Raw genomic sequence first — 26,046 nt, 5'->3', positions numbered from 1 at the left:
CGGTGTTCATCGAGCTGGGTCCGGACGGTGTGTTGACCGGTCCGGGTTCGCAGGTGGCCGGCGATGCGCTGTTCGTCCCGGCGCTGCGCAGCGGCCGGCCGGAGGAGCAGGCGCTCCTCGCGGCGCTGGGCCGTGCCTGGGTTCACGGTGTCGAGGTGGACTGGAAGGCGGTGTTCACCGGCACCGGCGCCCAGCGCCTCGACCTGCCCACCTACGCCTTCCAACGCCACCGCTACTGGCTCGACGCGCCCGCCCACGCGACCGATTCCGCCGCGGCGACCGGCCTCGGACTGGGTTCGGTGGAGCACCCGCTGCTCGGCGCGGCCGTCGAACTCGCCGGAGTCGAAGGCCTGTTGCTGACCGGTCGGTTGTCGCTGCGAACGCACCCGTGGCTGGCGGACCACGCCGTGGCCGGAGCCGTACTGCTGCCCGGCACGGCCTTCGTGGAACTCGCGGTCCGGGCCGGTGACCAGGTCGGCTGCGATGTCGTGGAGGAACTGACCCTCCAGACGCCGCTGATCATGCCGGAGACCGAGGACGTACAGCTCCAGCTCATGGTGGGCGAGCCGGACGAGACGGGCCGGCGGTCGCTGACCGTGTACTCCCGCGTCGGCGACGCCTCGGCAGACACGGACTGGACGTGTCATGCGACGGGTGTGCTGGCGGTGGGTGGCGCGTCGGTGTCGGCGGGTGCGGCGGAGCTGGTGGTGTGGCCGCCGGCCGGGGCTGTGGCGGTGGACGTCGATGGTCTGTACGAGGGGTTCGTGGCCGACGGGTATGGCTATGGGCCGGTGTTCCAGGGTGTGCGTGCGGCCTGGCGGCTCGGTGGCGAGGTGTTCGCCGAGGTGGAGCTGGGGGAGGGGCAGCGGGAGGACGCGGCTCGCTTCGGTCTGCACCCCGCGCTGTTGGACGCCGCGTTGCACGGTGTGCGGCTGGGTGATTTCTTCGCTGACGGGCGGGCGCGGCTGCCGTTCGAGTGGCGTGGGGTGTCGTTGTACGCGTCGGGTGCGTCGGTGGTGCGGGTGCGGTTGGCGCCGGTCGGTGCGGACGCGTTGTCGGTGACCGTCGCCGACGGCACCGGGCAGCCCGTCGCCACCGTGGAATCGCTGGTCTGTCTGCCCGTCGACCGTGAGCAGCTCGCGGCTGCCGCGGACGCCACCCGTACGCCGGGACACGACGCGCTCTTCCACCTCGACTGGACGCCGGTCCAGGCGTCGGCCGTGGCGGACCACGCCTCCTCCTCCGGCCGCTGGGCGCTGATCGGGGAGGACCCCGACGGCGTCGGAGCCCGCCCGACGGCCGGCAGCCATCACGACCTGGCCGCGCTGGGCGACGCCGTGGCCGCCGGTACCCCCCTCCCGGACCTCGTCGTCCTGCCCGTTCCGACGGCGTCGCAGGGGGACGGCCGGATGGCGGCGGCCGCGCGCGCCGCGGTGCACCGCGCCCTGGACGTCGTACAGGCATGGCTGACGGACGAGCGGTTCGCGGCGGCCGGGACACGGCTGGCGCTGGTCACGCGGGGTGCCGTGGCCGCGGGCCCGGACGAGGGAGTCGCCGATCTCGCGGGTGCGCCGGTGTGGGGGCTCCTGCGGTCCGCGCAGACCGAGAACCCGGACCGCTTCCTGCTGCTCGACACCGACGACAGCGAAGCCTCCAGGAACGCGCTGCCGGGCGCGCTGCTGTGGGCGGTGGCGCAGGACGAGCCGCAGGTGGTGCTGCGGGACGGCGAGGTCCGGGTGCCGAGGCTGGTCCGGGCCGGCCGCGCCGGCGGCGCGCTGATCCCACCGGCCGGGACGTCCGCCTGGCGACTGGAGATCCCGGTCAAGGGCTCCTTCGGCAACCTGGAGCTGCGGGAGTGCCCGTCGGCCGCGGAGCCGCTCGCACCAGGCCAGGTACGGGTCCAGGTGCGGGCCGCGGGCATGAACTTCCGGGACGTCCTGCTGGCCCTCGGCGTGGTGCCGAACCAGCAGGTGATGGGCAACGAGGCCGCCGGCGTGGTCCTTGAGGTCGGCGAAGACGTGACCGACCTGGCCGTCGGCGACCGCGTGCTCGGTGTCTTCTCCGGGGCGTTCGGCCCCGTCGCCGTCACCGACCGGCGGATGCTCGCCCCCATGCCCGCCGACTGGTCCTTCGTCCAGGCCGCGTCCGTGCCCGTCGTGTTCCTCACGGCGTACTACGGCCTGCGTGACCTGGCCGGCCTTCGCGCCGGGGAGTCGGTGCTCGTGCACAACGCCGCCGGCGGCGTCGGCATGGCCGCCGTCCAGCTGGCGCGGCACTGGGGGGCCGAGGTCTACGGCACCGCGAGCGAGGGCAAGTGGGACGCGCTGCGCGCCGCCGGACTGGACGACGCGCACATCGCCTCCTCCCGCACCCTCGACTTCGAGGAGCGCTTCCGCACGACGAGCGGCGGGCGCGGCATGGACGTGGTGCTGGACGCGCTCGCGGGCGAGTTCGTGGACGCCTCCCTGCGGCTGCTGCCGCGCGGCGGACGCTTCCTGGAGATGGGCAAGACCGACCAGCGCGACCCCGCCGAGGTCGCCGCGGCGCACCAGGGCGTCACCTACCGCGCGTTCGACCTCGGCGAGGCCGGGCTCGACCGCACCCAGGAGATGCTCACCGAACTGCTGGAGCTGTTCGAGCAGGGCGTGCTCACTCCGCTGCCGGTCGCCTCCTGGGACGTGCGCCGGGCACCCGAGGCGTTCCGGCACCTCAGCCAGGCCCGGCACATCGGCAAGGTGGTCCTCACCGTGCCCGCCCCGCCGGCCGGCGGCGGAGCCGGCACCGCCCTGGTGACCGGCGCCACCGGCACCCTCGGCCGACTGGTGGCCCGGCACCTCGTGGAGCGGCACGGCGTACGCGACCTCCTGCTCGTCAGCCGCAGTGGCCCGGCCGCCGACGGCGCCGCCGAGCTGGTCGCCGAACTCGGCGCCCTCGGCGCCCGGGCCGACCTGGTGGCCTGCGACGTCGCCGACCGGCAGGCACTGGCCGGCCTCCTGGACGGCATCCCGGCCGACCGGCCGCTCACCGCTGTCGTCCACACCGCCGGCGTGCTTGACGACGGCATGCTGCCGGCGCTCACCCCCGAGCGGATCGACACGGTGCTGCGCCCGAAGGCCGACGCCGCCTGGAACCTGCACGAGCTGACCCGCGATCTCGACCTGTCCGCGTTCGTCCTGTTCTCGTCCGTCTCGGGCGTGCTGGGCAACGCCGGCCAGGGCAACTACGCGGCGGCCAACACCTTCCTCGACGCCCTGGCAGCCGCCCGCCGCGCCGAGGGACTGCCCGCCACCTCGCTGGCCTGGGGCTTCTGGGAGCAGCGCAGCGCCATGACCGGCGAGCTGGACGACGTCAACCTCGCCCGCATCGCCCGCTCCGGCCTGATCGCCCTGCCCTCCGAGGAGGCACTGGCCCTCTTCGACACCGCCGTCGCGGCCGACGCCGCGCTGACGCTGCCCGTCCGCTTCGACACGGCCGCGCTGCGCGCCGTCCAGGCGCCCCTTCCGGCATTGCTGCGCGGCCTGGTCCGCGGCCCCGCCGTACGCCGGGCCCGGGCCGCGGCCACGGGGGAGCAGTCCACGTCCGGTTCCTCGGCCCTCGTACGGCAACTGGCCGGACGCCCGGAGGCCGAACAACTGGCCTCGCTGTCGGAGTTCGTCCGCGGGCACGTCGCGACCGTCCTCGGCCACGGGTCCGCGGCCGCGGTGGGGGAGAACCGCGCTTTCAAGGAACTCGGGTTCGACTCCCTGACCTCGGTGGAACTCCGCAACCGCCTGAATGCCGCGACCGGCCTGCGGTTGCCCGCCACCCTCGTCTTCGACCACCCGACCCCCGGCGCCCTGGCCGGTCACCTGCGCGACGAACTGCTCGGCACCGAGCACGGCCCCGACGCGACCACGGCCGGGCCGGCCGACGCGGCCCCGCAGGACGACGACCCCATCGCGATCGTCGGCATGAGCTGCCGCTATCCCGGGGACGCCGACTCTCCCGAGGCCCTGTGGGAGCTGCTGGCCTCCGGCGGTGACGGCATCACCGGGTTCCCCACGGACCGCGGCTGGGACCTCGACGCGCTGTATGACACCGACCCCGACCGTCCCGGCACGTCGTACGTCCGCAGCGGAGGATTCCTCCACACCGCTGCCCAGTTCGACGCGGGCTTCTTCGGGATCTCGCCGCGTGAGGCACTCGCGATGGACCCCCAGCAGCGCCTGCTGCTGGAGTCGTCGTGGGAGGCCCTGGAACGCGCGGGCATCGACCCCACCTCCCTCCGCGGCCACCAGGCCGGCGTCTTCGCCGGCGCCGCGGCCCAGGGCTATGCCTTCGGCCAGGAGCAGGCCGGCGAGGGCAGCGAGGGCTACTACCTCACCGGCAGCACCACCTCCGCCATCTCCGGCCGCGTGGCCTACACCCTCGGCCTGGAGGGCCCGGCGGTCACGGTGGACACGGCGTGCTCGTCGTCCCTCGTCGCCCTGCACCTGGCGGTGCAGGCGCTGCGGACGGGCGAGTGCTCGCTGGCCCTGGCCGGCGGTGTGAACGTCATGGCCACGTCCATGGCCTTCGTGGAGTTCAGCCGCCAGCGGGGCCTGTCCCCGGACGGCCGCTGCAAGTCCTTCTCCGACGACGCGGACGGCACCGGCTGGGCCGAGGGTGTCGGCATGCTGGTCCTGGAGCGGCTGTCGGACGCGCGGCGCAACGGCCACCCCGTGCTGGCGGTCGTGCGCGGTTCGGCCGTGAACCAGGACGGTGCCAGCAACGGCCTCACCGCCCCCAACGGGCCCTCCCAGCAGCGGGTGATCCGGGCTGCGCTGGCGAACGCCGGGCTGTCCACCGGTGAGGTGGACGCGGTCGAGGCGCACGGTACGGGCACCACGCTCGGGGATCCGATCGAGGCGCAGGCGCTGATCGCGACGTACGGGCAGGACCGGGAGTCGGATCGGCCTTTGTGGCTGGGTTCGCTGAAGTCCAACATCGGGCATGCGCAGGCTGCCGCGGGTGTCGCGGGTGTGATCAAGATGGTGCAGGCGATGCGGCACGGAGTGCTGCCGCGGACGTTGCACGTGGGTGAGCCGTCGTCGAAGGTGGACTGGTCGGCGGGGGCTGTTGAGCTGCTGACGGAGGCGCGGGAGTGGCCGGAGACGGCTGACCGGCCGCGTCGGGCGGGTGTGTCGTCGTTCGGTGTGAGTGGCACGAACGCGCACGTGATTCTGGAGCAGGCGCCGGAGGTTGAGCGGGCGGCTGTGGTGGAGCCGGTGGCGGTGCCGTGGGTCTTGTCCGCGCGCAGTGCCGGTGCGCTGCGGGAGCAGGCGGCGAAGCTGCTCGCTCATCTCGCGGAGGAGCCGGAGTTCTCTCCGGTGAGCGTGGGCTTCACGCTGGCCAGCCGGGCGCGGTTGGAGCACCGGGCGGTGGTGGTGGGCCGTGACCGGGACGAACTCCTCGCTGGGCTGGGTGAGGTGGATGCCGGGTCTGGTTCTGGTGGCCGGGTGGTGTTCGTCTTCCCGGGTCAGGGTGCGCAGTGGGCCGGGATGGGTGTGGAGCTCCTCGACTCGGCTCCGGTGTTCGCCGACCGTTTCGCTGAGTGCGCCGAGGCGTTGGCGGAGTTCGTGGACTGGGATGCGGAGGCGGTTCTTCGCGGGGTTGTGGGTGCTCCGTCGTTGGAGCGGGTGGATGTGGTGCAGCCGCTGTCGTGGGCGGTGATGGTGTCGCTGGCCGCGTTGTGGCGTTCGTACGGTGTTCAGCCGGCCGCCGTGGTGGGTCACTCGCAGGGTGAGATCGCTGCCGCGTGTGTCGCGGGTGGGCTGACGCTGCGCGATGGCGCTCGTGTGGTCGCGCTGCGGTCGCAGGCGATCGCGGCGAGCCTGGCCGGTGACGGCGGCATGGTGTCCGTCGCGCTGAGCGCGGAGCAGGTCGCGGAGCGGATCGCCGCCTGGGACGGCCGTATCGAGATCGCGGCCCTGAACGGGCCCACCTCGGTGGTGGTGGCGGGTGAGCCGCAGGCTCTGGACGAGCTGATCGTCGCCTGCGAGACCGACGGAGTGCGTGCACGCCGTATCCCAGTGGATTACGCCTCTCACACCTCCCACGTGGAACGCATCGAGGACGACCTCGCCGAGGCCCTGGCCGAGGTCCGTCCGCAGACCTCTGCGGTGCCGTTCTTCTCCACGGTGGAGGCCGGCTGGCTGGACACGCAGGCCCTGGACGCCGGGTACTGGTACCGCAACCTGCGCCGCACGGTCCGCTTCGAGGACGCCGTACGCGCCCTCGCCGGTCAGGACCACGCGGTGTTCGTGGAGGTGTCGGCGCACCCGGTGCTCGCGATGGGCGTCCAGGACACCGCCGAGGACGCGGTCGTCACCGGCACCCTGCGCCGCGACGACGGCGGTCCGGACCGCTTCCTGACCTCCCTCGGTGAGCTGTGGGTCCGTGGCATCGACGTCGACTGGGCCCAGGCCTTCACCGGCACCGGCGCCCGCCACGTCGACCTGCCCACCTACGCCTTCCAGCACCGCCACTACTGGCTGGGCACCGCTGTGACGACGGCCGGTGCGCTGCCCGGGCTCGGGCTCGTGGCGGCGGAGCACCCGATGCTGGGGGCGGCGGTGGAGCTTCCGGACTCGACAGGTGTGGTCCTGACGGGCCGGCTGTCGCTGCGGACGCATCCGTGGCTGGCGGATCACGCGGTCGGCGGTGTGGTGCTGCTGCCGGGTACCGCCTTCGTGGAACTGGCCGTCCGGGCCGGTGACGAGGTCGGCTGCGGGGCGGTCGAGGAGCTGATCCTCCAGGCCCCGCTGACGCTGCCCGAACAGGGTGGTGTGCAGCTGCGGATCACGGTTGCCGAGCCTGGCGCGGAGGGCGGTCGCGCGTTCACCGTGTATGCGCGACGGGAGGACGCACCGGCGGAGAGCCCCTGGACGTGTCATGCGACGGGTGTGCTGGCGGTGGGTGGCGCGTCGGTGTCGGCGGGTGCGGCGGAGCTGGTGGTGTGGCCGCCGGCCGGGGCTGTGGCGGTGGACGTCGATGGTCTGTACGAGGGGTTCGTGGCCGACGGGTATGGCTATGGGCCGGTGTTCCAGGGTGTGCGTGCGGCCTGGCGGCTCGGTGACGAGGTGTTCGCCGAGGTGGAGCTGGGGGAGGGGCAGCGGGAGGACGCGGCTCGCTTCGGTCTGCACCCCGCGCTGCTGGACGCCGCGTTGCACGGTGTGAGGCTGGGTGATTTCTTCGCTGACGGGCGGGCGCGGCTGCCGTTCGAGTGGCGTGGGGTGTCGTTGTACGCGTCGGGTGCGTCGGTGGTGCGGGTGCGGTTGGCGCCGGTCGGTGCGGACGCGTTGTCGGTGACCGTCGCCGACGGCACCGGGCAGCCCGTCGCCACGGTCGACTCGCTCGTCCTGCGTCCCTTCGCCCCCGAGCACCTCGCGGGCGCGACCGGAACGCGTGACACCCTCTTCCACATCGAGTGGACGCCGCTGCCGCACGCCGCCGCGGCCCACGACACGAAGGGCGTGTGGGCGGTCGTAGGCTCGCCGGATGCCGTGACCGGCCTCCCGGGCCGGCCGACCGCCCACGCCGACCTGGCGGAACTGGCCTCCGCCCTCGACCACGGCGGCGTGCTGCCGGACGCGGTGCTCGTCCCGTTCGCGGTGGCGGCGCCCGACGAGGACACGGTTCGGGCGGCGCACGACGCCGCATACCGTGTCCTGGAGCTGGTGCAGGGCTGGCTGGCGGAGGAGCGGTTCGCGTCGTCGCGGCTGGTGCTGCTCACGCGGGGCGCGGTGGCGGTCGGGCCGGACGAGAGCGTCGAGGACATGGCGGCTGCCCCGGCCTGGGGCCTGCTGCGGTCGGCCCAGACGGAGAACCCCGGCCGGTTCGTCCTCATGGACGGCGACGGCGGGTCCTGGCCGGCCGACGTGCTGGACGCCGTACTCGCCGGGGCCGAGCCCCAGCTCGCGGTTCGCGATGGCGTCGTCTACGTGCCGCGGGTCCAGCCGGCCGTGCCGGCCGCGGTGCCGGAGGGGCCGGTCTGGGGCGAGGGCACGGTGCTGGTGACGGGTGCGACGGGCACGCTGGGCGCTCTGGTGGCGCGGCATCTGGTGACGGCGCATGGGGTACGGCGTCTGCTGCTGGTCAGCCGTAGCGGGCCGCAGGCGTTCGGGGCCGCCGAACTGGCTGCCGGGCTGCGTGAATTGGGTGCCGAGGTGTCGGTGGTGGCGTGTGATGTCGCCGACCGTGCCGCCCTGGCGGGGGTGCTGGCGAGGATCCCGGCCGAGCACCCGTTGACGGGTGTGGTGCACACGGCGGGTGTGCTGGACGACGGCATCGTGTCGTCCCTGACCCCCGAGCGGCTCGACACCGTGCTGCGGCCCAAGCTCGACGGAGCCTGGAACCTCCACGAACTGACCCGTGAACTGGGCCTGTCGGCCTTCGTACTGTTCTCGTCGGCGTCGGGCGTGCTCGGGAGTGCGGGGCAGGCCAATTACGCGGCGGCGAACGCGTTCGTGGACGCGTTGGCGGCCGTGCGGCGGGCCGAAGGTCTGCCGGGCGTGTCGATGGCGTGGGGCGTGTGGGAGCAGCGCAGTGGGATGACCGGTGCGCTGGGCGAGGTCGAGGCGGCCCGGCTGGCCCGGTCGGGTCTGCTGGGGCTGTCGTCCTCGGACGGGCTCGCCTTGTTCGACACCGCGGTGGCCGCGGGGCCGGCGTTGGTGCTGCCGGTTCGGTTCGATCTGGCCGTGTTCCGGGCCATGGACGCCGGTGTGCCCGCGGTGATGCGCGCGGTGGCAGGCGGCCGGGTGCGCCGGGCACGAGTGGGCGAGGCCGCCGACACGAGTCTGGTGGACCGGTGGGCCGGGCTGTCGCCGGACGCGCGGATGCGTGAGCTGTCCGGGCTGGTGCGCGGGCAGGTGGCCGCGGTGCTGGGGCACGGTTCGGCGGCGTCGGTGGAGGAGGGCCGGGCTTTCAAGGAGCTGGGCTTCGACTCGTTGACGGCCGTTGACCTGCGGAACCGGCTGAACGCGGCGACCGGTCTACGGCTGCCCGCCACCCTCGTCTTCGACCACCCCACCCCCGATGCCCTCGCACGACACCTCTACGGCGAACTCTTCGGCACCACGGGCGAATCCACCGGCGCACCGCTCCCGGCACAGGCTCCGCTCGACCAGGACCCCATCGTTGTCGTCGGGATGAGCTGCAGGTATCCGGGCGGAGTGCGCTCCCCGGAGGACCTGTGGCGCATGGTGGCCACGGGCCGTGACGGCATCGACGGATTCCCGGCGGACCGTGGCTGGGACCTGGACGGCCTGTACGACCCGGACCCGGACCGCAAGGGCAAGAGCTACGTCCGCGAGGGCGGTTTCCTGTACGACGCTGCCGACTTCGACCCCGAGTTCTTCGGGATCTCGCCCCGTGAGGCGCTGGCGATGGACCCCCAGCAGCGGCTGCTGCTGGAGACGTCCTGGGAGGCGCTGGAGCGGGCGGGCATCGACCCCGCCCGGGTACGGGGCAGCCGTACGGGTGTCTTCGCGGGCGTGATGTACAACGACTACGGCTCCCGACTGAAGGCCGTTCCCGACGGCTTTGAGGGCTACCTGGGCAACGGCAGCGCGGGCAGCGTCGCCTCCGGGCGCATCTCCTACACCTTCGGGCTGGAGGGCCCGGCGGTGACGGTGGACACGGCGTGCTCGTCCTCGCTGGTCGCCCTGCACCTGGCCGCCCAGGCGCTGCGGACGGGCGAGTGCACCCTGGCCCTGGCCGGCGGTGTGACGGTGATGTCGACCCCGATGACCTTCGTGGAGTTCAGCCGGCAGCGGGGCCTGTCCCCGGACGGCCGCTGCAAGTCCTTCTCGGACGACGCGGACGGCACAGGGTGGTCCGAGGGCGTCGGCATGCTGGTCCTGGAGCGGCTGTCGGACGCGCGGCGCAACGGGCACCCGGTACTGGCGGTCGTGCGCGGTTCGGCCGTGAACCAGGACGGCGCCAGCAACGGCCTTACGGCGCCCAACGGGCCCTCCCAGCAGCGGGTCATCCGCGCCGCCCTCGCCAACGCGGGGCTCACCACCGCGCAGGTGGACGCCGTCGAGGCGCACGGCACCGGCACGACCCTCGGCGACCCGATCGAGGCGCAGGCGCTGATCGCGACCTACGGCCAGGACCGGGAACGGCCTTTGTGGCTCGGCTCGTTGAAGTCGAACATCGGGCACGCGCAGGCCGCCGCCGGTGTCGGCGGCGTCATCAAGATGATCGAGGCGGTGCGGCATGGTGTGCTGCCGCGGACGCTGCATGTGGGTGAGCCGTCGTCGAAGGTGGACTGGTCGGCGGGTTCGGTCGAACTGCTCACCGAGGCGCGCGAGTGGCCCGAGACCGAGGGGCGCCCGCGTCGGGCGGGTGTGTCGTCCTTTGGTGTGAGTGGCACGAACGCGCACGTGATTCTGGAGCAGGCGCCGGAGGTTGAGCGGGCGGCTGTGGTGGAGCCGGTGGCGGTGCCGTGGGTCTTGTCCGCGCGCAGTGCGGAGGCGGTGCGGGAGCAGGCGGCGAAGCTGCTCGCTCATCTCGCGGAGGAGCCGGAGTTCTCCCCGGTGAGCGTGGGCTTCACGCTGGCCAGCCGGGCACGGTTCGAGCACCGGGCGGTCGTGGTCGGCCGTGACCGCGACGAACTCCTCGCCCAGCTGGGTGAGGTGGATGCCGGGTCTGGTGGTGGTGGCCGGGTGGTGTTCGTCTTCCCGGGTCAGGGCGCGCAGTGGGCCGGGATGGGTGTGGAACTCCTCGACTCCGCCCCGGCCTTCGCTGAGCGGTTCGCTGAATGTGCCCAGGCTCTTGCGGAGTTCGTGGATTGGGATGCGGAGGCGGTTCTTCGCGGGGCTGTGGGTGCTCCGTCGTTGGAGCGGGTGGATGTGGTGCAGCCACTGTCCTGGGCGGTGATGGTGTCGCTGGCCGCCCTGTGGCGTACGTACGGCGTCCAGCCGGCCGCCGTGATCGGTCACTCGCAGGGCGAGATCGCTGCCGCGTGTGTCGCGGGTGGGCTGACGCTCAGGGACGGCGCCCGGGTCGTGGCGCTGCGCTCGCAGGCGATCGCGGCCGGCCTGGCCGGTGACGGGGGCATGGTGTCCCTGGCGCTGAGCGCGGAGCAGGCTGCTGAGCGGATCGCCGGCTGGGACGGCCGTATCGAGATCGCCGCCCTCAACGGACCCACGTCGGTCGTCGTCGCGGGCGAACCGCAAGCTCTGGACGAGCTGATCGCCGCCTGCGAGGCCGACGAGGTCCGTGCCCGTCGTATCCCGGTGGACTACGCCTCCCACACCAGCCACGTCGAACGCATCGAGGACGACCTCGCCAAGGCCCTGGCGGAGATCCGTCCGCAGGCGTCCACGGTCCCCTTCTTCTCCACGGTGGAGGCCGACTGGCTGGACACACAGGCCCTGGACGCCGGGTACTGGTACCGCAACCTGCGCCGCACGGTCCGCTTCGAAGACGCCATACGCGCCCTCTCCAGTCAGGACCACACCGCGTTCGTGGAAGTGTCGGCCCACCCGGTGCTCGCGATGGGCATCCAGGACACCGCCGAGGACGCGGTCGTCACCGGCACCCTGCGCCGCGACGACGGCGGTCTGGACCGCTTCCTGACCTCTCTCGGTGAGCTGTGGGTCCAGGGCATCGACGTCGACTGGGCCCAGGCCTTCACCGGCACCGGCGCGCACCACGTCGACCTGCCCACGTACGCCTTCCAGCGACGCCGCTACTGGCTCGACGCCCCCGCCGCCGAGGCCGCCCCTGCCCCCGTCCTCGATGACGTGGACGCCCGGTTCTGGGAGGCGGTCGAGAGCGGGGACCTGGAGTCCCTGGCGTCGACGCTGGACGTCGAGGGCGAGGAGGAGCAGTCGTCGCTGGGCAGCGTGCTGCCGGCGCTGTCGGCGTGGCGGCAGCAGCGGCGTACGCGGTCCACGCTGGACCGTTGGCGCTACCGTCTCGCCTGGAAACGGATTCCGGAGCGGTCGCACGAGACGGCCGGGCCGGGTACCTGGCTCCTGGTCGTTCCGGCTCGGGCCGGCGAGGACGCCTGGGGCGTGGCGGCCGGCAAGGCGCTGACCGACGGCGGGGCGACGGTGATCCCGCTCGCCTGGGACGCGGCGGACGGGGACCGGGAGCAACTGGCCGGTCGTATCAGGGAGATCAGCAAAACCGGGGAGATCGGCGCCTTCGACGGCGTACTCTCCCTGCTCGCCCTCGATGAGGCCCCGCATCCGCGGCACCCGGAGGTCCCGCTGGGGCTCGCCGGGACGCTTCAGCTCGTGCAGGCGCTCGGTGACGCCGGCGTGGACGTGCCGCTGTGGCTGGCGACGCGGGGCGCGGTGTGCACCGGCGGGGCGGACCCGACGGTCGTGCGGGAGGCACAGGCGCAGATCTGGGGCCTGGGACGGGTCGTCGGCCTGGAGCACCCGCAGCGGTGGGGCGGTCTGGTCGACCTTCCCGAGGCGCCCGAGGAGCGTGCGCTGGCGAGGCTGCGGGGTGTGCTGGCGGCGGACGCCGCCGGGTCCGAGGACCAGCTCGCGCTGCGTCCCGAGGGTGTTTTCGCGCTCCGGTTGCGACGTGCGCCGGTCGCGGAGGCCCGCGCTGTACGGGAGTGGAAGCCGCAGGGTACGGTCTTGATCACCGGGGGAACCGGGGCGCTGGGCGGGCGAGTTGCCCGTCGGCTGGCGCAGCGGGGAGCCCAGCATCTCGTGCTGGTCAGCCGGCGCGGCGCGCAGGCGCCGGGTGCCGAGGAGCTTCGTGCGGAGCTGACCGGGATCGGCGTCCGGGTGACGGTCGAGGCCTGTGATGTGACGGACCGCGCGGCGCTGGCCGGGCTCCTGGAGAGGCTGCGGGCCGACGGGTCGCCGGTGCGCTCCGTGGTGCACACCGCGGGTGCGGCACCGTACGCGAGCCTCGCGGAGACGGATCTCACCATGCTGTCGGAGGTGGCGTCGGGGAAGGTGACCGGCGCCGTCCACCTGGACGAGTTGCTGGCGGACGACGAAGTGGATGCCTTCGTCCTGTTCTCGTCCAGCGCCGGCGTCTGGGGCGCGGGGGGCCAGGGCGCGTACGCCGCGGCCAACGCGCACCTCGACGCGCTGGCGCAGCGGCGCCGTTCCCTCGGCCGCCCGGCGACCTCGGTGGCCTGGGGTGCGTGGGCGGAGTCGGGGATGTTGACGGACAACGGGGCTGAGGAGCACATGAGTCGGCTCGGAGTGCTGGCGATGGACCCGGAGCTGGCTCTGGAGGCGTTCCAGCAGGCTCTGGACCACGACGAGAGCTGCACGGTGGTCGCGGATGTGGACTGGGCGCGGTTCGCGCCCGGCTTCGCCGCGGCCCGGCCCCGGCCCCTGCTGGACGACCTGCCGGAGGCCCGGCAGGCGCTGCTCGACAGCACCCCGGACGGTCCCGCGGCCGGGGACGGCGATGCCGGTGCGGGCGCCTCCCTGGCCGACCGGCTCGGGGCGATGACCGCGGCGGAGCGGGACCGCACCCTCCTCGACCTGGTGCGCTCCCAGGCCGCGGCCGTGCTGCGGCACCACGGTGCGGACGGTGTGGGGGAGGACCGGGCCTTCAAGGAACTGGGCTTCGACTCGCTGACCGCCGTGGAGCTGCGCAACCGGCTGCAGAGGGCGACCGGGCTGCGGCTGTCCACCGGGCTGGTCTTCGACCATCCGACCCCCGTCGACCTGGCCGCCCACCTGCGGGACCGGCTGGTCGGGCCGGAGGGCGACGGTGCCGGGTCGGCGGTCGCGGAGCTGGACCGGCTGGAGGCCGCGGTCTTCTCGCTGTCCCCGGCGGACGAGGACCTGCGGACCACGATCACCTCGCGGCTGGAGGTGCTGCTGGCGCGGCTGGGCGGCTCCCTGGAGGGCGCACCGGCCGGCGGCGCGGCGGACGCCGATGTCGAGGAACGGCTCGACACGGCGAGCGACAACGAGATATTCGACTTCATCAACCGGGAGTTCGGTAAGTCATGACGGCGAATGAGGAAAAGCTCCGCGAATATCTCAAGTGGGTCACCGCCGACCTGCACAAGACGCGCACCCGGCTGCAGGAGCACGAGGACGCCGAGCGCGAGCCGATCGCGATCGTGGCCGTCAACTGCCGTTTCGGCGGGGCCGACTCGCCGGAGGAGCTGTGGCGGCTGCTCGTGGACGGCGTGGACACCGTGGCCGCGTTCCCCGACGACCGCGGCTGGGACATCGACAGCCTCTACGACCCCGACGGCACGTCGGGACGGCCGGGCACCACGTACGTCAACGAGGGCAGCTTCGTGCGCGGGGCCGCCGACTTCGACGCGGACTTCTTCGGGATCGCGCCGCGCGAGGCGCTGGCGATGGACCCGCAGCAGCGGCTGTTCCTGGAAGCCTCCTGGGGGCTGATCGAGCGGGCCGGCATCGACCCGTCGTCGCTCAAGGGCAGCCAGACCGGTGTCTTCGTCGGCGGCGCCCCCTCCCACTACGGGCCGTCCGCGGGGAACGTCACGGAGGACGTCGCCGGGTACGTCGTCACCGGCGGCTCCGGCGCGGTGCTCTCCGGCCGGCTGTCGTACTTCCTGGGCCTGGAAGGGCCGGCGGTGACGGTGGACACGGCGTGCTCCTCGTCGCTGGTCGCCCTGCACGAGGCCGTGCACGCGCTGCGCCGCCGGGAGTGTTCGCTGGCCGTCGCGGGCGGTGTCGCGGTCATGTCCACCCCGGTCGCGTTCATGGAGTTCAGCCGCCAGCGGGGCCTCGCGGCGGACGGCCGCTCCAAGGCGTTCTCCGACGACGCCGACGGCATGGGCTGGGGCGAGGGAGTGGGCGTCCTGCTGCTGGAGCGGCTGTCGGACGCCCGGCGCAACGGGCACCCGGTGCTGGCGGTCGTACGCGGCACGGCCGTGAACCAGGACGGCGCCAGCAACGGTCTTACGGCGCCCAACGGGCCTTCCCAGCAGCGGGTCATCCGCGCCGCCCTCGCCAACGCGCGGATCTCCCCGGCCGACGTCGACGCCGTCGAGGCGCACGGCACCGGCACGTCCCTCGGCGACCCCATCGAGGCCGAGGCGCTGCTCGCCACCTACGGGCAGGTACGTCCCCAGGGGCAGCCGCTGCTGCTGGGCTCGCTGAAGTCGAACATCGGGCACACGCAGGCGGCCGCCGGTGCCGCGGGTGTGATCAAGATGGTCCTCGCGCTGCAGCACGGTCTGCTGCCGCGGACGCTGCACGTCACCGCGCCGTCGACCAAGGTGGACTGGTCGGCGGGGGCGGTGGAGCTGCTGACGGAGACCCGTGCGTGGCCGTCGGCCGACGACCGTCCGCGTCGCGCGGGTGTCTCCTCCTTCGGGGTCAGCGGGACCAACGCGCACGTCATCCTGGAAGAGGCACCGCGGGAAGAGGCACCGCAGGACGAGGCGGAGCCGGAGCCGGCCGGGACCGTGGGACCGAGGGCGCTGCCCACCGTTCCCTGGGTGCTCTCCGCCCGGGGCGCCGACGCCCTGCGCGCCCAGGCCGCCCGCCTGCTCACCCATGTCGAGGGCGGCCGGGAGCCGGCCCCCGTCGACGTCGGCTGGTCACTGGCCACCGGCCGCGCGACCCTGGACGACCGTGCCGTGGTGACCGGCTCGTCGGTGACCCAGCTCGTCGAGGGCCTGCGGGCACTGGCGCGCGGTGAGGAGGCCGACGGCCTCCTGACCGGCCCGAGCTCGCCCGGCGGCGCCGGCCGCGTGGTGTTCGTCTTCCCCGGCCAGGGCTCGCAGTGGGCCGGCATGGCCAAGGAGCTGTGGGAGTCCTCGCCCGTCTTCGCGGCCCGCATGGACGAGTGCGAACGCCTCCTGGGCGAACTGGTCGACTGGTCGCTGCGCGACGCGCTCGGCGACGAGGAGGCGCTCAGCCGCGTCGACGTCGTCCAGCCCGCGCTCTTCGCGATGATGGTCTCCCTGGCCGAGGTGTGGCGCGCCCACGGCGTCGAACCGGCGGCCGTCGTCGGGCATTCGCAGGGCGAGGTGGCCGCCGCCTGCGTGGCCGGCGTGCTGTCCCTCCCCGACGCGATCCGGGTGGTCGCCCTGCGCAGCCGCGCCCTGCGGGCCCTCGCGGGCACCGGCGGCATGCTGTCGATCGTCGCCTCCGAGGAGTGGGTGCGCGAGCGGACCGAGCCGTTCGGCGAGCGCGTGTCGATCGCCGCGGTCAACGGCCCCAACACCGTGGTCGTCTCCGGCGACCCGGACGCCCTGCGAGAGCTCGGCGTGGTCCTCGCCCGGGCCGGCGTCATGCGGTGGAACGTACCCGGAGTCGACTTCTCCGCGCACTCCGCCCACGTCGAGCCGCTGGAGCCGGAGCTGGCCGAGATCCTGGCCGGGGTCGAACTGCGCCCCGCCGAGGTGCCGTTCTACTCCACCGTGACCGCCGGGCCGCTGGACACCGGTGAGCTGGACGCCGGCTACTGGTACCGCAACCTGCGCGCCCCGGTCCGCTTCGAGGAGACCGTACGCGCCCTGGACGCCGCCGGACACGACGTGTACGTCGAGGTCAGCCCCCACCCCATCCTCACCATGGGCGTGCTGGAGACCCTGGAGAGCCGCGACCGCGCCACCACCCCGGCCGTCGTGAGCACCCTGCGCCGTGACGACGGCGGCCTCGACCGCGTGCTCACCTCCCTCGCCGAGGTGTGGGTCCAGGGCGCGCACGTCGACTGGGAGCGCGTCTTCGCCGACGCCGGAGCCACCCGCGTGGACCTGCCCACGTACGCCTTCCAACGCCGTCGTTACTGGCTGGACGGCACCACCGGCGCGACCGGAGCGCTGACCCGCCTCGGCCTCACCGCCGTCGACCACCCGCTGCTCGGGGCGGCGCTGGACCTGCCCGACGCCGCCGGCGCGGTCCTCACCGGCCAGCTGTCCCTGCGGACGCAGACGTGGCTCGCCGAGCACGCCGTCGACGACGTCGTCCTCCTGCCCGGCGCCGCCTTCGTGGAACTGGCCGCCCGGGCCGGTGACGAGGTCGGCTGCGACCTCCTGGAGGAACTCACCCTGCAGGCCCCGCTGATCCTGCCCGCGGCGGCCGGAGTCGGACTGCGCGTCACCGTGGGCGCGGCCGACGACTCCGGACGGCGTGAGCTGAGCATCCACTCCCGCCCGGGCGGCACGCCGGACGCCACCGAGGACGGCGCGGTGTGGACCTGCCACGCCACCGGCGTCCTGGCCGCGGGAGCCGAGCGGCCCGACCGGGACCTGACCGCCTGGCCCCCGGCCGGCGCCACCCCGGTCGACTGCGCCGACGTCTACGACGACTTCGCCGCCGCCGGATACCACTACGGCCCGCTCTTCCAGGGCTTGCGCGCGGCCTGGCGACGCGGCGAGGAGACGTTCGCGGAGGTTGCGCTCCCCGAGGACCGCGCCACCGACGCCGACCACTACGGCCTGCACCCCGCGCTGCTCGACGGCGCCCTGCACGCCGTGGGACTCGCCATCCTCGACGGCGCCGGCCACGGCGACCGCGCACCGCGGCCCCGGCTGCCCTTCGCCTGGCGCGGCGTCACCCTGCACGCCACCGGCGCGGCGGCCCTGCGCGTCGCGGTCACCCCCGCGGACGGTACCGACGCCGTCTCGCTCACCCTGGCCGACGGCACCGGCCGTCCCGTGGCCACCGTCGACAGCCTCGTCATGCGCCCGGTCGACACCGAGCAGCTACGGCAGACCGCGCGCGCCCAGGACCGGCCGGACGACTCCCTGTTCCACCTCGCCTGGACCCCCCGCGACCTCCCCGCCGTCCCGTACGAAGCCGCCCCCTGGGCGATCGTCGGCGGCGACGCCCTCGGCGCGGCCGACGCCCTCGGGGTCACCTCCGGCCTGGCCGTCAGGCCCTTCGCGGACCTGACCTCCCTCGCCGAAGGCGGCCTCCTGCCCCCGTTCGTCCTCGCCGACTGCACCGGCGAGCAGGGCGAGACGCCCGCGGTCGTCCGCGAAGCACTGCACGGTGCCCTGGAGCTGGTGCAGGGCTGGCTGGCGGAGGAGCGGTTCGCGGCGTCGCGGCTGGTGCTGGTCACGCGGGGCGCGGTGGCGGCGGGGCCGCAGGAGCACGTGACCGATCTCGGGGCGGCCGCGGTGTGGGGTCTGCTGCGGTCGGCCCAGACGGAGAACCCGGGCCGGTTCGTGCTGGTGGACGTCGACGGTGCCGAGTCCTCGTGGAGCGCGCTGCCCGGGGCGCTGGAGTGGGCGGTGACGCACGACGAGCCGCAGCTGGCGGTGCGCTCCGGCACGGTGAGCGTGCCGCGGCTCCAGCCGGCCGCGCCGGCCGCGGTGCCGGAGGGGCCGGTCTGGGGCGAGGGCACGGTGCTGGTGACGGGTGCGACCGGCACGCTGGGCGCTCTGGTGGCGCGGCATCTGGTGACGGCGCATGGGGCACGGCGTCTGCTGCTGGTCAGCCGTAGCGGGCCGCAGGCGTCCGGGGCCGCCGAACTGGTCGCCGAGTTGGGCGGGTTGGGTGCCGAGGTGTCGGTGGTGGCGTGTGATGTCGCCGACCGTGCCGCCCTGGCGGGGGTGCTGGCGGGGATCCCGGCCGAGCACCCGTTGACGGGTGTGGTGCACACGGCGGGTGTGCTGGACGACGGCATCGTGTCGTCCCTGACCCCCGAGCGGCTCGACACCGTGCTGCGGCCCAAGCTCGACGGAGCCTGGAACCTCCACGAACTGACCCGTGAACTGGGCCTGTCGGCCTTCGTACTGTTCTCCTCCGCCTCCGCCGCCTTCGGCAGCCTCGGCCAGGCCAACTACGCGGCGGCCAACGCCTTCCTGGACGCCCTGGCGACGGTCCGGCGGGCCCAGGGCCTGCCAGGCGTCTCCCTGGGCTGGGGATTCTGGGAGCAGGTCACCGGCCTGACCGGCGGACTCACCACGACGGACGTCCGCCGCCTGACCCGCGCCGGTATGAGCCCCCTGCCCACCGCGCAGGCTCTCCAACTCCTCGACACCGCCCAGCGGTCGGCCGCCCCGGCGCTGCTGCCCATCCGGTTCGACCGCGCCAGGCTGAACCGCCCGGCCGACCCGGACGCCGTGCCCGTGATGATGCGCGACCTGGTCCGCGTCCCCGCCCGGCGCGTCGCAGCCGCCGGGACCGGACCGGCGGAGAGCGAATCCACGCTGAAGCGGCGACTGGCCGGGCTCGACGAGTCCGAACGAGGGCGTGTCCTCGTGGAGTTGGTGCGCACCCAGGCAGCGGCTATCCTCGGCCACACCACGATGTCCGCCATCGAACCCGGGCGCGGATTCGTGGACCTCGGATTCGACTCTCTCATGGCGGTCGAGTTCCGCAACCGACTGACCACGGCGACCGGCCTGCGCCTGCCCGTCACCCTCATTTTCGACTACCCGAATCCCGAAGCCCTCGCGGCCCATCTCCGCGCCGAGCTCCCGCTCCACCCGGACGGCCCTGCCGCACAGGCCCCGACCTCCGTATCCGCGGAGCTCGACCGGTTGGAGAAGACCCTGGAAGCCCTCGCCACGGACGAGATCAAGCGCATGGAAATCACGGTGCGCATGAAGTCGTTCCTCGCGAGACTGGGCGACACCACCGGGACGCGCCCGCCACAGGACACGGATGACGACGACCTGGAATCGGCCACCGACGACGAACTGTTCAGCGCCCTTGAAAACGAGCTGAGGAAATCCTGAACCAACGAACGACCGGATGAACTGACTGGCCGTTTTCACCAGCATGACTTTCACGGGGAGCTGATGCCGCATGTCCGAGGGACGTAATCCCACCGAGGAAAAACTCCGTTCCTACCTCAAACTGGCGACCGCCGACCTCCGCCAGGCCCGCCGCCGCCTGGAGGAACTGGAGGCCAAGGACCGCGAACCCATCGCGATCGTCGGCATGGGCTGCCGCTACCCCGGCGGCATCACCGCCCCCGCACACCTCTGGGACCTGGTCGCCGCCGGCGCCGACGCCGTCACCGGCTTCCCGGTGGACCGCGGCTGGGACCTGGACGGCCTGTACGACCCGGACCCGGACCGCAAGGGCAAGAGCTACGTCCGCGAGGGCGGCTTCCTGCACGACGCGGCCGACTTCGACCCCGAGTTCTTCGGCATGTCGCCGCGCGAGGCACTCGCCACCGACCCCCAGCAGCGGCTGCTCCTGGAGACCTCCTGGGAGGCACTGGAGCGCGGCGGCATCGACCCGAGGTCCCTGCGCGGCAGCCGGACGGGCGTCTTCGCGGGGGTCATGTACAACGACTACGCGGCCCGCATGCACAAGGCACCCGACGGCTTCGAAGGCCAGGTCGGCAACGGCAGCGCCGGAAGTGTCGCCTCCGGGCGCATCTCCTACACCTTCGGCCTGGAGGGCCCGGCGGTGACGGTGGACACGGCGTGCTCGTCGTCGCTGGTCGCCCTGCACCTGGCGGTGCAGGCGCTGCGGACGGGCGAGTGCACTCTGGCCCTGGCCGGCGGTGTCGCGGTCATGGCCTCCCCGACCATCTTCGTGGAGTTCAGCCGGCAGCGGGGCCTGTCGCCGGACGGCCGCTGCAAGTCCTTCTCGGACGCGGCCGACGGTACCGGCTGGGCCGAGGGTGTCGGCATGCTGGTCCTGGAGCGGCTGTCGGACGCGCGGCGCAACGGGCATCCGGTGCTGGCGGTCGTACGCGGCTCGGCCGTGAACCAGGACGGGGCGAGCAGCGGGCTCACCGTTCCCAACGGGCCGTCGCAGCAGCGGGTGATCCGGGCTGCCCTCGCCAACGCCGGGGTGTCGGCCGGTGAGGTGGACGCGGTCGAGGCGCACGGTACGGGGACGTCCCTCGGGGATCCGATCGAGGCGCAGGCGCTGATCGCGACGTACGGGCAGGACCGGGAGTCGGATCGGCCGTTGTGGCTGGGTTCGTTGAAGTCGAACATCGGGCATGCGCAGGCGGCTGCCGGTGTCGGTGGCGTCATCAAGATGGTCGAGGCGATGCGGCACGGTGTGCTGCCGCGGACGCTGCACGTGGGTGAGCCGTCGTCGAAGGTGGACTGGTCGGCGGGGGCTGTTGAGCTGCTGACGGAGGCGCGGGAGTGGCCGGAGTCGGGTGATCGTCCGCGTCGGGCGGGTGTGTCGTCGTTCGGTGTGAGTGGCACGAACGCGCACGTGGTCCTGGAGCAGGCGCCGGAGGCCGAGTCGCCTGCTGTGGTGGAGCCGGTGGCGGTGCCGTGGGTCTTGTCCGCGCGTAGTGCCGGTGCGGTGCGGGAGCAGGCGGCGAAGCTGCTCGCTCATCTCGCGGAGGAGCCGGAGTTCTCCCCGGTGAGCGTGGGCTTCACACTGGCCAGCCGGGCGCGGTTGGAGCACCGGGCGGTCGTGGTAGGCCGTGACCGGGACGAGCTCCTCGCTGGGCTGGGTGAGGTGGATGCCGGGTCTGGTGGTGGTGGCCGGGTGGTGTTCGTCTTCCCGGGTCAGGGTGCGCAGTGGGCCGGGATGGGTGTGGAGCTCCTCGACTCGGCTCCGGTGTTCGCGGATCGTTTCGCCGAGTGCGCCGAGGCGTTGGCGGAGTTCGTGGATTGGGATGTGGAGGCGGTTCTTCGCGGTGCTGTGGGTGCTCCGTCGTTGGAGCGCGTGGATGTGGTGCAGCCGCTGTCCTGGGCGGTGATGGTGTCGCTGGCCGCGCTGTGGCGCTCCTACGGTGTCCAGCCGGCCGCCGTGATCGGTCACTCGCAGGGCGAGATCGCTGCCGCCTGCGTGGCCGGGGCGCTGACCCTCAAGGACGGCGCCCGGGTGGTCGCGCTGCGGTCGCAGGCGATCGCGGAGAGCCTGGCCGGTGACGGCGGCATGGTGTCCCTGGCGCTCAGTGCGGAGCAGGTCGCGGAGCGGATCGCCGGCTGGGACGGCCGTATCGAGATCGCCGCGCTCAACGGGCCCACCTCGGTGGTGGTGGCGGGTGAGCCGCAGGCCCTGGATGAGCTGATTGCCGCCTGCGAGGCCGACGAGGTACGTGCGCGCCGTATCCCGGTGGACTACGCCTCTCACACCTCCCACGTGGAACGCATCGAGGACGACCTCGCCAAGGCCCTGGCCGAGGTTGCGCCGGTGTCGCCCCGGGTCCCCTTCTTCTCGACGGTCGAGGGCGACTGGATCGACAGTGAGGCTCTGGATGCCGGGTACTGGTACCGCAACCTGCGCCGCACGGTGGGCTTCCAGGCTGCGGTCGAGGCCCTGGCGGAAGCCGGCTACGAGGCGTTCGTCGAGGTCAGCCCGCATCCGGTGCTGGCGATGGGCATCCAGGACATCGTGGAGTCGGCGGCTGTGACGGGCACGCTGCGCCGCGACGACGGCGGCCTGGACCGCTTCCTGACCTCCCTCGGTGAGCTGTGGACCCACGGCATCGACGTCGACTGGGCCCAGGCCTTCACCGGTACCGGCGCCCACCATGTTGAGCTGCCCACCTACGCCTTCCAGCGCAACCGCTACTGGCTCGACGCGCCGGCTCTTTCAGATGTGGTGACGGCCGATCCGGCCGACGCACGCTTCTGGGAGGTCGTGGAGAACGGTGACCTTGAGTCGCTGGCGTCGGAGCTGGGCGTGCCGGTGGACGCGCCGTTGAGTGCGGCATTGCCGGTGTTGTCGTCATGGCGACGGGAGCGGCGGGACGAGGCCCGGTTGGAGGGCTGGCAGTACCGCGTCACCTGGAAGCCTGTGCCGGTGGTGGCGCAGACGCTGTCGGGCACGTGGCTGGTCGTGGTGCCTGCGGGGCTGGCCGAGGACGCCTGGACGACTGGTGTGGTGCGGTCCCTTGAGATGAAGGGTGCGCGGGTCCGGTTGCTGCCGGTCGAGCCGGGTGTGGGTCGGGTCGGGTTGGCTGAGGTGTTGCGTGGTGTGGCGGCTCCGGTGGGGGTGGTGTCGTTGCTTGCGCTGGATGAGTCGGCTGGTCTGGCGGGCACGCTTGGGTTGGTGCAGGCGTTGGGGGATGTGGGGGTTGAGGGGCCGTTGTGGTGTGTGACCCGGGGTGCTGTGGGTGTTGGTGGTGGGGATCGGGTGGTCAGTTCGGTGCAGGCCGGGGTGTGGGGGTTTGGCCGGGTGGCTGCTCTGGAGTGTCCGGAGCGCTGGGGTGGGCTGGTTGATCTGCCGGAGGTCTTGGACGGCTCGGTGGCGGACCGGCTGGGTGCGGTGTTGTCGGGTGCGGTTGGTGAGGATCAGGTGGCGGTGCGTTCGGCGGGGGTCTTCGGGCGTCGGCTGGTGCGTGTGGGCCGGGCTGGTGGTGGTCGGTGGCGTCCCGGTGGGACGGTTCTGGTCACCGGTGGTACGGGTGCTCTGGGTGGTCATGTGGCGCGTTGGCTGGCCGGGCGGGGTGTGGAGCATCTGGTGCTGGTCTCTCGTCGGGGTGAGCGGGCGCCGGGGGCTGGTGTTCTGCGTGATGAGCTGGAAGGTCTGGGCGTCGGTGTGACGCTTGCCGCTTGTGATGTGGCTGATCGTGAGCAGGTCCGGGAGCTGTTGTCCTCGCTGGAGGCGGCGCCGATCCCGGCGTTGACGGGTGTGGTGCATACCGCAGGTGTGCTGGACGACGGTGTGATCGAGACGTTGTCGCCGGAGCGGCTGGCCGGTGTGCTGGGTGCGAAGGCGGAGGGTGCCTGGCATCTGCACGAGTTGACCCGGGACCTGGGTCTGGAGGTGTTCGTGCTGTTCTCGTCGTTGGCGGGGACGGTCGGTGGTGCGGGTCAGGCGAACTATGCGGCGGCGAATGCCTGTCTGGACGGGTTGGCGGCTCTGCGGCGGGCGCAGGGGTTGTCGGCGACGTCGGTGGCGTGGGGACGCTGGGCCGGTGAGGGTCTTGCCGTGGGTGAGGCCAGGGAGTCGTGGGCGCACCGTGGTGGGGTGGCGCCGATGGAGCCGGGTGATGCGTTGAAGGTGTTGGAGTCGGTGCTGGGCCGGGGTGAGGAGCAGGTCGTCGTCGCGGACATCGACTGGGAACGCTTCTCACCGTCCTTCACCACCGTGCGTGACTCGCCGCTCATCGCGGAGATCCCGGAGGCGCGCCGCGCGCTGGAGACGGCCGTCGGCGACGGCGCCGGCACGGACGGCGATCCCGCCGAGACCCTGCGCGCCGAACTCGGTGGACTCTCCCCGGTCGAACGGACCCGCGCGCTGCTGGACCTCGTGCGCACCCATGTGGCCAGGGTGCTGGCGTACCCGGACGCGGAGGCCGTGGCCGCCGACCGGGCGTTCAAGGAACTGGGCTTCGACTCGCTCACCGCCGTCGAGCTCCGGAACAGGCTGAAGGCCGCCACCGGCCTGACGCTGCCGGCGACGCTCGTGTTCGACCACCCGACCTCCACCGCCCTCGCCGGGCACCTCCGCTCGCTGCTCTTCCCGGACGGGGACGACGAAACGGAGAACCGGACGGAGGAAGAGAAGGTCCGCAAGGCCCTGGCGTCCATTCCCTTGGCGCGCATCAGGGACGCGGGTCTCATGGACATTCTGTTGCGACTGGCGGATGTCGATGACGCCGTCGCATTCACCATGGACGAAGGCGAGACCGAGTCCGCCGACGAGGATTCGATCGACTCCATGGACGCAGAGAGTTTGCTCCGCATCGCATTCGAAGGCAGTGATTCCTGACTGATGCGAATCGGCCAAGTCTCCCTGAATTTTTCGAACCCGCGGAGTTTTCAATGAGCAGTACCTCTCCTGAGAAGATCCTCGAAGCCCTGCGTACCTCGCTCAAGGAAACCGAGCGCCTCCGCAAGGAGAACCGCCGGATGGCGACGGCGTCACGTGAGCCGATCGCCATCGTCGGCATGGGCTGCCGTTTTCCGGGCGGGGTCGGTTCGCCCGAGGACCTGTGGTCGCTGCTCGCCTCGGGGACCGACGCGGTGTCCGCGTTCCCCACCGACCGCGGCTGGGCCGAGGACCTGTACGACCCGGACCACACGCGGCACGGCCGCAGTTACGTCCGCGAGGGCGCCTTCCTCGACAGCGCCGCCGAGTTCGACGCCGGCTTCTTCGGGATCTCCCCGCGCGAGGCCCTGGCCATGGATCCACAGCACCGCCTGTTGCTGGAGACGGCCTGGGAGACCCTGGAACACGCGGGCATCGATCCGCTGTCGCTCAAGGGCAGCCGCACCGGTGTCTTCGCCGGTACCAATGGCAACGACTACGGCGCCCTGCTGCGGGAGGTGCCCGAGGCCGTCGAGGGTTACCTGGGCATGGGCAAGTCCGGCGCCGTGCTCTCGGGCAGGGTGTCGTACTTCCTCGGCCTGGAAGGCCCGGCGGTGACCGTCGACACGGCCTGCTCCTCCTCGCTGGTGACCCTGCACCTGGCGGTCCAGGCGCTGCGCAACGACGAGTGCTCCCTCGCCCTCGCCGGCGGTGTGAGCCTGATGACCACTCCCGGCGCGTTCGTGGAGTTCAGCCGCCAGGGCGCCCTGTCCCCGGACGGCCGCTGCAAGGCGTTCTCCGACTCCGCCGACGGTACGGCGTGGGGAGAGGGTGTCGGCATGCTGCTGCTGGAGCGGCTGTCGGACGCCCGGCGCAACGGCCACAAGGTGCTGGCCGTCGTGCGCGGTTCGGCCGTGAACCAGGACGGCGCGAGCAACGGCCTCACCGCCCCCAACGGCCCCTCCCAGCAGCGCGTCATCCGCGCCGCCCTCGCCAGCGCGCGCCTCGCCGCGTCGGACATCGACGCCGTGGAGGCCCATGGCACGGGGACGACCCTCGGCGACCCGATCGAGGCGCAGGCCCTGCTCGCCACCTACGGCCAGGACCGGGAACGTCCCTTGTGGCTCGGCTCGGTGAAGTCCAACATCGGCCACACGGCGGCCGCCGCCGGTGTCGCCGGCGTCATCAAGATGGTCCAGGCGATGCGGCACGGCATGCTGCCGCGGACCCTGCACGTCACCGAGCCGACGCAGGAGGTGGACTGGTCGGCGGGCTCGGTCGAACTGCTCACCGAGGCGCGCGAGTGGCCCGAGACCGAGGGGCGCCCGCGTCGGGCGGGCATCTCGTCCTTCGGTGTGAGTGGCACGAACGCGCATGTGATCGTGGAGGAGGCTCCGGAGGCTCCGGAGGTTCCGGGGGTCTCGGGGTCGGTGCCTTCGGTGGTGCCGTGGGTGGTGTCCGG

At 73.0% G+C, this 26,046-nt stretch carries 4 protein-coding genes; all 4 read left to right on the top strand.

What is annotated here, in order from left to right:
- Window positions 1–13,970, top strand: a 13,970-nt coding sequence (locus ABT171_RS40945) for a type I polyketide synthase (protein ID WP_503078961.1), incomplete at its 5' end; no start/stop codon positions are given.
- Window positions 13,967–19,636: a type I polyketide synthase gene (locus ABT171_RS40940; RefSeq protein ID WP_351251959.1), complete on the top strand. Its 5,670-nt coding sequence runs from the start codon at window positions 13,967–13,969 to the stop codon at window positions 19,634–19,636. The genes ABT171_RS40945 and ABT171_RS40940, both read left to right, overlap by 4 nt.
- A 121-nt stretch (window positions 19,637–19,757) precedes the next feature.
- Window positions 19,758–24,545, top strand: a complete 4,788-nt coding sequence (locus ABT171_RS40935; RefSeq protein WP_503078965.1) for a type I polyketide synthase — start codon at window positions 19,758–19,760, stop codon at window positions 24,543–24,545.
- Window positions 24,546–24,598: 53 nt separating this feature from the next.
- The coding region (locus tag ABT171_RS40930; protein WP_351251955.1) for a type I polyketide synthase at window positions 24,599–26,046 on the top strand (1,448 nt) is incomplete at its 3' end.

The sequence above is a fragment of the Streptomyces sp. NPDC001851 genome (genome assembly GCF_040297165.1).
GTDB lineage: Bacteria > Actinomycetota > Actinomycetes > Streptomycetales > Streptomycetaceae > Streptomyces.
The sequence above is the reverse complement of the archived record's forward strand: the minus strand, read 5'-3'. Positions and strand labels throughout refer to the sequence as shown.